The following is a 12,223-nucleotide window of genomic DNA, read 5'->3' on the forward strand; positions in this document are numbered from 1 at the left end:
TACGCTATCGCTTTTCGACCCAAGGTATTGGGTCAAGCATGACTTTCATCTTAAACCATGTTGTTCTATCGGTTATATCACCTAACGACATGATATTGATGTAAAACGGAATCGCTTGTACAAATGTAACCATAAGCTTTTACCCCAATTCGATTTAGAGAACGAGAGGAACTCAATGCACTACGATGTATTCAATGGAGACGCAGATGGCATCATTGCGTTGTTGCAACTGCGCTTAAGTGAGCCGAAAGAGAGTGTGCTTATTACAGGTGTTAAGCGTGATATTAAGTTGCTTTCTCAAGTAGTCGCTCAAAAGGATGTTTCGTCTGTTACGGTATTAGATGTATCGATGGAGAAGAACCAAGGCGCGTTGCGTTCGCTGTTGGATGAAAAGATCGATGTGTTCTATTGCGACCACCACCGTACTGGTGAAGTGCCTGATTCTGCATACCTTGAAACCTTAATCGATACCGCGCCAGAGTGCTGTACCAGTTTGTTAATCAATCAAAAGCTCAATGGTGAGTATGTGGCGTGGGCGATTGCTGCGGCCTTTGGTGACAACCTTAAAGCGGTTGCTAATCAGCTTGCGATTGAAAACGGTTTTGATGAATTACAAATCGCGTTCTTGGAAGAGTTGGGTACTTTGGTTAACTATAACGGTTATGGAGCATCACTGGGTGATTTGCACTTTACACCTGTTGAGCTTTACCAAACGCTTTATCAATACCCGAATCCGTTTGATCTTCTAAGTGATGGAGGCTCGGTATTTTACCGTTTGCGTGCGGCTTACCAAAATGATCATCAACAAGTATCAAGCCTTGCACCTGTTCACGAGAATGAGGCGGCACGTGTATTTGAACTGCCAAGCAAAACCTGGGCAAGGCGTATTAGTGGGGTGTTTGGTAATGAGATCGTCAATCAAGACCCGAACCGAGCTCAAGCGGTGTTAACCCTGAATCAAGATGGCGAATCTTACATGGTGAGTTTGCGTGCGCCGTTGTCGAATAGAACAGGGGCCGATGAGGTTTGTTCTAGTTTTGAAACGGGCGGTGGCCGTAAAGCCGCCGCGGGTATCAACGTGTTGCCAGAAGCGGATAAGCAGCGTTTTATTCAAGTGTTAACGGATTACTATTCGAATTAGTCGGGAAGGGCGAGATTCCCTATCACGTTCGTGCCTCACTGTAGGGAATGACGGGGTGGGGTGTGTTTGTTAAATCCATTGTCATTCCAGAACCGAGGGACGAGGTATGTGGCATCTCTGACCGGAGTGAAATTCCCTATCACGCTCGTGCCTTACTGTCGGTAATGACGAAGTTGGGTATTGTTTGCTAATTCCAGCGTCATTCCAGAACCGAGGAACGAGGTATGTGGAATCTCTGACCGGAGTGAAATTCCCTATCACGCTCGTGCCTTACTGTCGGTAATGACGAAGTTGGGTATTGTTTGCCAATTCCATCGTCATTCCAGAACCGAGGCACGAGGTATCTGGAATCTCACAATATATCGTCGTATAGGTCTCGCCAACTCGGATTCCGCTCGCTAATCAGTTCCTCCTTCCATGAACGATTCCATCTCTTTAACTGCTTTTCTCTCTCAATCGCAGTTTTGAAATCTTCGAAAATTTCAAAATAAACTAACTTGTGAACATTGTACTTTTGAGTGAAGCCCTCGACGTCTCCCGTCTTATGTAACCAGACCCTTTGTGAAAGGTTTCCAGTAAGACCTATATACAAAACCGAATTAGAGCTGTTAGATAGTACGTAAATCGCAGGTTGTTTCATGGTTCCTCCCTTCAACGTTACTCGTAAAACTACCAAACGGAGAAGCACTCATGGCATTAAATAAGTACTAGCTAGCAAAAAACAGATTCCCTATCACGTTCGTCCCTCACTGTAGGGAATGACGGGTCAGGGTCGTTGGAACTGAATGACGTGGTTGTTGTTCCTAGTTGTAATAAATGATGACGAGGGTTGCTCGGCAATTCCATCGTCATTCCAGAACCGAGGTATGTGGAATCTCAGACCCAAAGCGAGATTCCCTATCACGTTCGTTCCTCACTGTAGGGAATGACGGGGTAGGTTAGTTGTGAATGACGCGCGCGTGCTCGTTCTTCACTGTAAGGAATGACGAGTTAGGGACGTTGGAACTGAATGACGAAGAGGGCTGTGCGGTAATTCTATCGTCATTCCAGAACCGAGGGACGAGGTATGTGGAATCTCAGATCCAAAGTGAGATTCCTTATCACATTCGTTTATGAAGGTCGGAATGCAGGGAGGCTACAGGTTATTTCTTTTTCGGTAAAACGCCGCCGGTTAGATATAATCCAATGATAGCTAAAACAGGATAGCCAAAGGCTTCGTTGATCATTACTCCAATCGGTTGCCACTCGTAACCGTGCATGCAGCCAATCACCACAAACGAATGCAATAACACGTAAGGGACAGTGAACAGCAATACTATGTAACGTTGTACTAGTTTGAATGGCTCATAGGCGCGCAGAAGGGCAAGTTTGTGTTTAGCTTTCTCTTCATCGGTAAAGAACATCGCGTCTCCTGTTTGAGTGATGGTTTCTAAGCCTCGTTCTAACATCGATTGGCTTCCAAAGATTTGTCCTAGCAAATTCATTCATGCTCCTATGTTTGTCTGCTGTATTGAATCCATTTCCTACCTTCTTTCATTCCTTTCTTTTTTTCTTCCTTAAAACTACTGAAATGCGTTCATACTGTTTGGATCACTGTGCGAATGAAGCCCAATGACGGGGCAGGCTTTAGTTGGGTTCCATTGGTTATGGCCTAACACTTTGTCATCGGTTATGTCGAACTTGTCTTGCAGTTCATTAATAAACTTAAACAAGGTTTTACGTTGCGCGAGGGTGAAGTTGTCTTGTGGCTCTAAACGGTTGTTGTAACCGCCAATTAAACACACTCCAATATTATGGCGGTTGTATCCTTTCACATGGGCACCCATTTGATCCATTGGCCTGCCGACTTGTAACTCTCCATTACGTGTAATCACCCAGTGATATCCAATGTCTGTCCAGCCGCGTTGCTTGTGCCAACGTCGAATTTCTTTTACGCCTATGTTCATGTTGGGTGGTGTTGCACTGCAATGAACGGTGATCCAATCAAAACGAAGTGGTTGGTTTCGTTTGTTGAGTCTATTAGCCATTAAGGTTTACCTCTTTCAACATTAGGTGTTCTAAATACCCAAAGAACACATAAGCTTGATCATTGAGCCATTTTTCTAGTTCGATCCCCATTTCAATTCTAGGTTTATCCTCAACTCCGTCTTTAACCCCTGCACTAATCTTTACGTCTGTTTCTACTCTCTGATTTTCTCTGTTTCGTTTACCAAGTTTGCAGAACACCTCCCTTAACAAAACCGATGATTCGTGATGTTTGTGGTCTATCAACCACACATAAGCAATGGCGTATCCTACTGGGTGCCGGCGCTTTGCTTTCACGACCAACCAAATAAAATCGCTCGCTTCATCTTCTAAGTCGTGGTTTTTTGGGGAATGTATAGAGGGTGGTAAATACCCAGGCGAATGTGAATTCCAATGTGCTTGATCAAGTGGAAATGAATGACTGTCGTGATTGAAAGTATGAATAAATCGCCGAATGGCTGGTGACATAAATAGCTCCTAACTAGTGAAATGGACAGTGCATCCGATCTGTAAGTTCGTGGTTTAGCCAGTACGTTCGCGTTTCAAGGATGTTACTGAATGAGCGGATAACCATAATCGCGAATAGTTCGTTAGGGTTTTTCAAATAAAAGCCAGCTTAAATTATTTTAAGTGCGCCGCATTTTTTATGATCACGATGATGGATTAACGACAAATGATGTGAGAAATGCAGCAGCGTACTTTTTGTTACAGGTTTATGAGGTCTATTTTTGCCCCTAATTTGAAAGATATTGTTTAGATATTCACTAACTTTCATAAATGGAGCAGGGTGATGAGTCATTCTTTAATAACAGAATTCATGCTGGTGAGAACGGATTCGCCAATCAGCAAATTGATTTTACTTAAGTTAGCCGACAATGCGGATAACTACGGGCGGTGCTTTCCTTCTTATCGATATTTGGCCAAGTATTGTGAGATTTCAGAGAGAACAGTTAAAGATCACGTCAAACGGTTAGAAAGCTTAGGGTTTGTAGAGAAGATAAAGCGCTTCGATAAAAGAGGTAGACAGCGAAGTAATTTGTATCAACTTCATCTACTCGATGATCGCCATATTGAAAATGGTTATGCAGAATGTGAAAAAAAGGAATCAGAGATATCAGGCCCCAGTGAAAAATATGAGGCAATGTCTCAATCGAAAACCAACCTTGAAACGGATATTGCTGCAATAAAGTTCAGCAGGAATCGAACCGACAATAACTGCGCAACTGGTAAGCGCAACGCAATGAATCATGGCGATCAAACTTGTGCATTCAAAACACACGGTGGCGGGATTTACACGGAGGAGGAGGCAAACTCCGCACAGTATGGCGGTGTTACTACTGCACGCATAATCACTCAGAAGGAATCAAAAAGAAAAAAGGGAGGCAGAAACAACACGCCTCGTTACGTTGACACTTTGGTTGCGGAGTATGCACAACAGAATCCGAAACACCCAATGAAAAGCCGGATTATGGCAATGATTGAAGAAAAACGGGCAAATGATCAAGCATCAAACAGTGTTGAATTATCAGCCGATGAGGATACCGAATAGCACGACATTAGCCGTAGAAATCAATCAATGTTAACGAATACAGGGAAGGTGTTTTGTGATTTATTCATTATCAATAGAAGAAGAGAAGCAGATATTAATTCAACAGTTTACCAAGGCCGCAGGTAAGCATAGGGAGTTATTGGATTTAATGATAGATGCTTACCCTAACGCTTTGTCGGCATCGACACTACAGAAAGGGTTAGCGACTCCTGGGTACCACGCATTTCAGTCTACATTGCGTAATGCTCAAATATTTATCCAGGTTAAGACGCATCAATGTAATAACACCAACCAAATGCTCCACTCTTTTGATACTCAAGCGATAGAGCGAGTTCGTGTGCAGCGTCTACTGAATCAATGTTCTTGTTTTTAAAAAGGAACTGGTTTGAATTTTGAATTAGAGTCTAGTTTATTAAGCGTTTTCGAATAGACTAATAATTCAAATTGTGGATCGCTTTATTCATTAATCCCGTTGTAAGTGATTAATGAATAAAGCGTTCATTAAATCAGTATTCATAATGGTATAGAATGAATTTACCATTGCGTACTTAGTACTTGATAAGTATAATCTCGACCTATTGATCCTAGGTGTCTGCTAGGAATATAAAAGTTCAAATATTGGATGTTCCTATGCTAGGTATGTTTGATGAAATACTTTATCCATAATGGGTACTAGGTACACAAAAGGTCCTTTAATGATTAAACACTGTTTGTTTCCTGCTGCTGGCTACGGAACTCGCTTTTTACCAGCAACAAAGTCAATGCCTAAGGAAATGATGCCAATCGTGAATAAACCATTGATTGAGTATGGGGTTGATGAAGCGATACAAGCAGGGATGTGTCATTGCATATAAGTTCAAAGGTAAACGCTTTGATTGCGGGAGTGTTGAAGGTTATATCGATGCAACCAACTATTGCTACCAGAATATGTTTTTGAAGCGTGTGGAATAGAGCGACCGGATACAAAGTTGTGCTGTAAATCGCACAGGTTATGTCGAGAGTCTAGTAAGCCAGTGTTTAGATAACTGATGCCCGGACAGACTAAACACTTGCTTACTTTTTAGCTACACCAATTGCATTAAACAAGGCCTTGCTTTTGACAACCTTAATTCAAGATAAAGAAACCCCAGTAGTAATTGAAGCTGGCATTGCACAAAGAAAAGAACGAGTAAACACAGTGAAAGTTTACTTGGGAATCAGTCTGATTTTTTTACTGTCAGCTTTTGTTGTTGGTGTGAGTAGCAAAATGCTGCTAGCTAATTTTTACGTGTTGGATGCAGAAAAGCAGTTAGGCGCTTTCCTAAAGAATAAAGAAAGTCAAAGTACAGAGAGTCAGCCGATTTTTGATTTGGTCAAACTAGAATCTGCGATGGAAAAGGTTGCTGGGTGGGACGCTAATAACCCGGATAGCCTTTTATTGTTGGCGGCATACCAAGCAGTGATTGCGTCGCAAGTTCATGAACTAGGGGCAGAAAATGATTCTTACAGTGTCGAATACAAGTTTGAAGATGCGATAGCAACAGCAAAACAAGCACAGTTGCTCAGGCCCATGAACGCTAAAGCGTTTGTTGCCGAAGCTGAATACCAATGGCGGAATGGCGCATCATTTGAACAAGTTAACGCTCCGTTTGAAATAGCTCTTCAGAATGGTCGCTTTGAAAGACCAGTTGCCTTGTTTGGTCTGGAGTTTTATCTCGCTTATTGGACAAGACTAAATGTCGAACAGCGTGTATTGGTGTCGAGTTACCTGCTAGAGCCTAAAAAGTACCGTATTAATCACTGGCACAATAAGATTATTGCGCGTTCTCCAGAGAAGCTACGTGCATGTCGGTTGCTCGCGTTCAATGATAAAACCATGCGCGCGTGTAAGGGAACTTGATAATGGTCGAGTTGAACAAGTTTCTTTGTGTATAGCAATAGCAATAGCAAGGCAACAGTTTTAAAAAGTACAGTTGTTGAGAGTAACAAAGTGATTTCTGGACAAAGACAAACAAGCTGGAAGCGGGTAGGACTCTTTTTGATCGTGCTATCGCTAGGTGGAATGGCTTCGTTGGCCAAATCTTTAGACCTTCTAGCGGGGCTAATCGTCCAGCTAGAAAACAAAGTGGGTGGTGATATCGTTTTACATCTGGCGGTGTCTGTTTGCTTAGGTGCTAGTGCCTGCTGGGCTGGTATGACGAATAAGGCAAAACGCCACTTCTTTTACTTTAGTGGACGGCAAGCCGCGCTCATTGTTTTAAGTATCAGCTTAGTCAGCCTAGACGAAGCGATGCAGTATTTTATTTCTACGCGAACATTTTCAGTTAATGACTGGTTCGCGAACATGGTTGGTTTGTTTATCGGAATAGGTATCTATCAACTTTTCTCAATTTATCGGATTAAGCAACAGCTATCAGCTTAGCTTGCTTTGGTAAACCATGGTGTGGATGCTGAATTCACGCTGTTTAATTCTTAAAAGAGGTATATACATGAAGTTAAACAAATTTATGCTAAGCGCATTGCTTGGTATGACGATGTCAACTTCGGTCACTTATGCTGCTACATCTGAATCTGTAGATTTAGTGGGTATCGTAGAACAAAGTGAGCTGACACCAGAAGAGCTAGTTGCACAGTTGATCGCTCAGTACCCAGAAATGGCTGCAGCAATCGTTGAAACGGTTGTAACGGCTAACCCTGAAGCTGCTGAAGCGGTCGTAACTGCTGCTGTAACGGCGCAACCAGAACAAGCGGCATCGATTGTTGAAGCGGCAGTAGCAGCTGAACCTGAATCGGCTGAAGCCGTATCGGTTGTCGCGATCGCAGCAGCACCAGAACAAGCAGCTGCTATTGCAACAGTTGCTGCTGAAGCGGGCGTTTCTAGCCAAGCAGTTACAGAAGCGGCGATTGAAGCTGGCATTGATCCTACTCAGGTTCAAGAAGCTGTTGAAGCAGTAGAGCAAGCGCCTGCTGCAGAGGCTCCAGTTGTTGAAGAAGCGGAAGCTCCGGTAGCTGAAGAGAATCCTGTAGCCGAAGAAGCTCCAGCTGCGGACGAGCAAGCTCCTGTAAATGAAGAAACGCCAGCAAACGAAGATTCCCCAGTAAATGAAGAGTCTCCGGTTAAGGATGAATCTCCAGTTAAAGATGAAACACCAAAAGCGCCTGAATCAGATAAGAAATTCCCTGGTGCAGAGCCGACAAAACCTGTGAAAGATTCGCCTGTTTCAAGCAACTAACACAGTCTAAAGCCCGCACACAATCTTTGTTGGTGTATAGCGTTAGGTAATAGCAAGCAATGACCTGAATGGTTATGTGTTCATTACCAAGCATTTGTATATCAAGAAGGGGCGGGCTTTAATGACACGATTTGTTTCCCAATGAGAATGTTACGATTAATGCGTTTGAATACTTTTAGCTTCTATAGCTTACTTACATTGTTAGTTTGGTTGCCTATTCCATTAGGCTCTAACCGCATATGGGCATGGTCCATTGCTGGAGTTTGGGTTGGCACTACTTTAATCGCAGCGGTTCTGAGTTTTCGTTCTCATTGGCAAGCATTCCCTTTTCAACGTCTGAATCAGTTCAAATGGTTGATTTTACCCATTGCTATTTTTCAATTCTGGACGGCATTGCAACTACTGCCAATGTCTGAGCTTCCATTGACGTTTATGTCGTCAATGGCTTCTTTGGCTTATGAACAGGCTCATTTAATCACGAATACACAAGGTTTGGGTCGAATTAGTGTTGACGCTTTCAGTACATATAGCAGCCTAATTAAAGGCTTGGTTTACCTGTTGTTTATCGTGTTAGCGATCGTGCTTATCAACACGGAGAAACGCATCAAATGGGTGCTTAGCGCTTTGTTGTTGAGTGGTTGCTTCCAAGCCGTTTATGGCGCGTTAGTGTTGTTGTTTGGGTTCGAGTTTTCACCAGTTTTTGGCATTCGTTTGCCCGATGTCGCAACGGGTTCATTCATCTATAAAAATCACTTAGCCAACTACATGATGATGTGCCTGTGTTTAGGCGCGGGATTGTTGGTTTCACAGCTTCATGTATCTTCCTCTGGTTCTTGGCATATCCGAATTCAACGTTGGGTATCAGGGTTAATTTCTAACAAGATGGTTGTACGTTGCGGTCTAATCATGATGGTTATCGCGCTTGTAATGACGCGTTCTAGAATGGGCAACACGGCATTTTTCGCTGCTACTTTGATTGGCGGATTCACAGCATTATTGTTTTATAACCAAAAGCCGCGCGCATTAGTCGCACTAGTCATCAGCTTGGTCTTGATTGATACCGTCGTTGTCGGGTCTTTATTTGGTTTATCCAAAGTAAAAGATCGCTTAGAGCAAACCGCTATGGAGAAAGAAACACGAGTAGAAGTGGTCGATTGGGGAGCGTTAATGGTTGAGCAAGCCCCACTTACTGGTTATGGATCGGGGAGCTTTCATTCCACATTTCCTAGGTTCAGTTTTTGGAACATTGGTTATTACGATCATGCGCATAACGAGTATTTGCAATTTGCAGTCGAGTCAGGTTTACCGATGACGTTAATGTTGGGAACAATGCTTTTTGTCGCTTTATATAAAACGATTCAAACCATGCGTAAACGCCGTAGTAAAACCATGAAAGGGACAGCGCTTGGCTGCTACATGGCCATTGTTGGCATGCTGATTCACATTTCCGTGGATTTTAACCTCCAACCTTCTGCTAATGCCATGACGTTTTTAATGGTCTTGGTTCTAGTCGGGGTGTCATCTGTATTGCCATCAGGCAAACGCCGTACGTCTACACAAGAGAGTCACAATGTTTAATCGAATTTTGGTGGTTTGCATGGGTAACATCTGTCGCTCTCCTCTAGGTGAAGCGTCATTGAAAGCGATAATGCCGAATAAAGCGGTTTGTTCTGCTGGGATTGCGACTGAGCCAAGTGGCTTAATTGGTCAGCCCGCAGATTCTATGATGCAAAACGTTTCGGCGAATCATGGCTTAGAACTTAATGAACACAAAGCACAACAGCTAACTCAAGAGCTGTGTGATTCCAATGATCTCATTTTGGTTATGGAGCCAGCCCATATTGATTTGGTCGCTTCCATTGCACCTAACGCGAGGCATAAGACGTTATTGCTAGGGCAGTGGAGTGTAGGGACTATTGCAGATCCTTACCAAAAAGACCAACAGGCTTTTGAATTTGCTCTGCAACAGGTGTTGCAAGCAAGTCGTCAATGGGCGAAAAAGATCGCCTAATTAACGGCATTAGTGAAAATATTAACTACTGCGATATGAGCTACGCACGATATTAACTAGGTGCAATATCAGCTAGGTGCAATATTGACTAGGTGCAATATTGACTAGGTGCGACATGAATTACGCAGTGGGCTAAATGAGTTCTAATAGATAAACCACGGATTCATCAATTTAAGAAGTTGAGTTTAATGGGGCACGAAATACACCCCTTTAAATCTTTTAAGGAATACAGTACTTGTATTCATTTTACGGTCTAGGTACGCAATGGTGCGTAGCTATTAGTTTGGAAATAACAATGAAGAAGACTATTCTCGCTTTAGCGACGTCGGCTGTTCTGTCACCCGCTTACGCTTACGAAATTATTAATAACGATACAGCTTACCTAGATGTATATGGTGAAGTGAAGGCTCGTGCGTTTTTCTACGACAATGAGAGCAACGACTATACGTTCGGCGAATCTAAGATTGGTGTCGATGCGCGTTACTCAGTGACGGACACGACTAGCGTACTTTCACTGGTTGAGGCTGAAATCAACTTTGATGCTGAAGAAGATAAAGATGAAGATGATCTTTACCTATCAAAATACTATGCAGGCGCACAACACGAAGTGTTAGGTACGCTAACGTTTGGTAAACATGCAACAACTTCTGATGACCTAAACGGCGTCGATTACTCTGAAGCGTTTGGTGGTTTAGCTAACCTTAATGCTGTAAGCCAACATGATCTTGGTCTTAAGTACAAATTCGAAACTGAAGTGTTTGCTCTAAGTGTTAACTACGGGCCTGAAGCTGGTGACTTAGATCGTGAAATTATGGAAGCTTACGGGCAGTACTTCCTAGCGGATCTAACGTTAACGGCTGGTGTAGGTTCTTCTTCAACAAACGTGACTCAAAACAATAAAGATGAGCTGTACTCTATGCTGAGCGGTGAGATCAACATGGGTGACTACAAGCTAGGTGCAACGTACTACAATACTGATATTGAAGACCGTTCAAACAGCCAACTTGACGTTAAGAAAAACGCTTTCGCTATCGCTGGTCAAATTGAGATCATCGAAAAGCTATTTGGTTACACCGGTTATGAGTTCATCTCCCAAGATTCAAACACACGTACTTTAGACGGCGAAATCAATAACTTCTACCTAGGTTCTCGTTACGAAATCGTAGAATGGGCGAGTGTTTACGCTGAAGTGAACCTTGTTGATGACGGTACTAAGGTAGTCGATGAACAAGCTACTAACTATGCACTAGGTGCAACTGTTAGCTGGTAATTGACAGGTAGATGATACGACTGATTTCAGCAAATCAGCTATAGAGTTACGCGTAGGTGTGCGGCTTAGAAGTGTTATAGCATGTTGCTTTCAACTGATAGCTATAAGCAGAGCTCACTATGAGGCGACGCTCGTCGCTGTGTTTACGAAATTAGTATTGGCTAAATAAAAAAAGCAGTGGGACATTCGTCGCACTGCTTTTTTTATGAAATTTAATCGGTTAGCGATCCATCGTATTTTTGATAGACACCATTTACATATCAGCTGTTAGTGTCATCAAGATAAAAGGTTAATTAAAAGTTGATTTCCATTAACTCGGTAACCGTTAAGCCGAATAATAGTTGAATTAGTGCAAACGAATCTTCTTCAGGAAGCTTTTCTGAAATGAGCTTCGTTAGAGTGATCACACCATTTCGACCATTACCATCGGCGCCTTTCTTATGAGCATGCATGATAAACATTCGCATGATCATTCTAAATTGATTCGAGCTCATTGCTTGTTTCCAAGAATCAATGAGTTGAGTTCGCGATGAAAAATCGAGATGTCTGAGGATAATAGGGAATACTTTACCCTGAATCGCGGTTTCAAAATCAGCATTACTAGGGTAGTAGCCTTGTAATGTACTTTTTCTCAATCCTGTTTCTTTACTTAGACGGTCGTAGGTTACGTTGTCCCAGCCTTCGTTTAGAAAAATTTCAAGAATGATCGCATTGTAAGAGGCGAAATTTTCTTCCCATTGCGCTTTACTAATACGTGCCATAGTTGTCTCCATAATGTTGATAAATGAAACATTAGCACAAAATTTTTAAAAAGTAATAGGTACGTATAGTATCTTGACAGAGGATAACAGTATTTTACATGCTGTTGACATAGATAAGTGGTAAATCATACTTCTTGGAGAAATAAGTAGAAAGTTATTAACTGATAATTTAACGACTAAAGAGGAGTGGAGATACTACTGTATGGGAGTTGAGAGATGGGAAGCGGGAGATGTCGAGTTAACTGACGAAAGCA

General features: G+C 42.5%; 14 protein-coding genes and 2 pseudogenes. 10 read left to right on the forward strand and 6 right to left on the reverse strand.

Annotation, left to right across the window (positions count from 1 at the left end; genetic code table 11):
- Positions 1-4: 4 nt before the first annotated feature.
- Positions 5-133: a hypothetical protein gene (locus HRQ85_RS26395; RefSeq protein ID WP_301540142.1), complete on the reverse strand. Its 129-nt coding sequence runs from the start codon at positions 131-133 to the stop codon at positions 5-7.
- Positions 134-175: 42 nt separating this feature from the next.
- Between HRQ85_RS26395 and HRQ85_RS09470 the strand changes: the two genes are divergently transcribed.
- Entirely contained in the window at positions 176-1,141 is a 966-nt protein-coding gene (locus tag HRQ85_RS09470) for a DHH family phosphoesterase (protein ID WP_172379450.1), read from the forward strand.
- A 352-nt stretch (positions 1,142-1,493) separates the two neighbouring features.
- Here HRQ85_RS09470 and HRQ85_RS09475 read toward each other — a convergent pair whose 3' ends face one another.
- The 4 genes from HRQ85_RS09475 to HRQ85_RS09490 all read right to left on the reverse strand — a co-directional run bounded on the left by HRQ85_RS09475 (position 1,494) and on the right by HRQ85_RS09490 (position 3,634).
- Positions 1,494-1,781 (reverse strand): GIY-YIG nuclease family protein, encoded by a 288-nt coding sequence (locus HRQ85_RS09475; RefSeq protein WP_172379451.1) that lies wholly within the window; start codon positions 1,779-1,781, stop codon positions 1,494-1,496.
- A 502-nt stretch (positions 1,782-2,283) separates the two neighbouring features.
- The gene (locus HRQ85_RS09480) at positions 2,284-2,625 is read right to left on the reverse strand and encodes a hypothetical protein (RefSeq protein ID WP_172379452.1); all 342 of its coding nucleotides are present in this window, start codon (positions 2,623-2,625) and stop codon (positions 2,284-2,286) included.
- Positions 2,626-2,703: 78 nt separating this feature from the next.
- On the reverse strand, positions 2,704-3,168 hold the full coding sequence (locus tag HRQ85_RS09485) for an N-acetylmuramoyl-L-alanine amidase (protein WP_172379453.1): 465 nt from the start codon (positions 3,166-3,168) through the stop codon (positions 2,704-2,706).
- Entirely contained in the window at positions 3,161-3,634 is a 474-nt protein-coding gene (locus tag HRQ85_RS09490) for a hypothetical protein (RefSeq protein WP_172379454.1), read from the reverse strand. Before HRQ85_RS09490 ends, HRQ85_RS09485 begins: the two co-directional genes overlap by 8 nt.
- A gap of 322 nt (positions 3,635-3,956) precedes the next feature.
- Between HRQ85_RS09490 and HRQ85_RS26225 the strand changes: the two are divergent.
- From HRQ85_RS26225 to HRQ85_RS09535, 9 genes and pseudogenes are all read left to right on the forward strand, one after another.
- Positions 3,957-4,221 (forward strand): annotated as a pseudogene (locus HRQ85_RS26225) (helix-turn-helix domain-containing protein); the annotation flags it as partial.
- Between the two features lie 549 nt (positions 4,222-4,770).
- Positions 4,771-5,088, forward strand: coding sequence for a hypothetical protein (locus HRQ85_RS09500; RefSeq protein ID WP_102463793.1), 318 nt, complete (start codon positions 4,771-4,773; stop codon positions 5,086-5,088).
- Positions 5,089-5,410: 322 nt separating this feature from the next.
- Positions 5,411-5,554, forward strand: a pseudogene (locus HRQ85_RS09505) (sugar phosphate nucleotidyltransferase); the annotation flags it as partial.
- A 257-nt stretch (positions 5,555-5,811) separates the two neighbouring features.
- Complete coding sequence (locus tag HRQ85_RS09510) at positions 5,812-6,594, forward strand: hypothetical protein (RefSeq protein WP_172379456.1); 783 nt, start codon at positions 5,812-5,814, stop codon at positions 6,592-6,594.
- A gap of 90 nt (positions 6,595-6,684) precedes the next feature.
- On the forward strand, positions 6,685-7,116 hold the full coding sequence (locus HRQ85_RS09515) for a VanZ family protein (RefSeq protein ID WP_172379457.1): 432 nt from the start codon (positions 6,685-6,687) through the stop codon (positions 7,114-7,116).
- Positions 7,117-7,183: 67 nt separating this feature from the next.
- Entirely contained in the window at positions 7,184-7,927 is a 744-nt protein-coding gene (locus HRQ85_RS09520) for a hypothetical protein (RefSeq protein WP_172379458.1), read from the forward strand.
- A gap of 159 nt (positions 7,928-8,086) precedes the next feature.
- Positions 8,087-9,505: an O-antigen ligase family protein gene (locus HRQ85_RS09525; protein WP_172379459.1), complete on the forward strand. Its 1,419-nt coding sequence runs from the start codon at positions 8,087-8,089 to the stop codon at positions 9,503-9,505.
- Complete coding sequence (locus tag HRQ85_RS09530) at positions 9,498-9,938, forward strand: low molecular weight protein-tyrosine-phosphatase (RefSeq protein WP_172379460.1); 441 nt, start codon at positions 9,498-9,500, stop codon at positions 9,936-9,938. The genes HRQ85_RS09525 and HRQ85_RS09530 overlap by 8 nt, the downstream gene beginning before the upstream one ends.
- 295 nt (positions 9,939-10,233) lie before the next feature.
- On the forward strand, positions 10,234-11,208 hold the full coding sequence (locus tag HRQ85_RS09535; RefSeq protein ID WP_172379461.1) for a porin: 975 nt from the start codon (positions 10,234-10,236) through the stop codon (positions 11,206-11,208).
- A gap of 293 nt (positions 11,209-11,501) precedes the next feature.
- Here HRQ85_RS09535 and HRQ85_RS09540 read toward each other — a convergent pair whose 3' ends face one another.
- Positions 11,502-11,969, reverse strand: coding sequence for a hypothetical protein (locus HRQ85_RS09540; protein ID WP_050645223.1), 468 nt, complete (start codon positions 11,967-11,969; stop codon positions 11,502-11,504).
- Positions 11,970-12,223 lie beyond the last annotated feature (254 nt).

The organism is Vibrio sp. Vb339, from assembly GCF_902751245.1.
GTDB classification, from domain to species: domain Bacteria; phylum Pseudomonadota; class Gammaproteobacteria; order Enterobacterales; family Vibrionaceae; genus Vibrio; species Vibrio coralliirubri.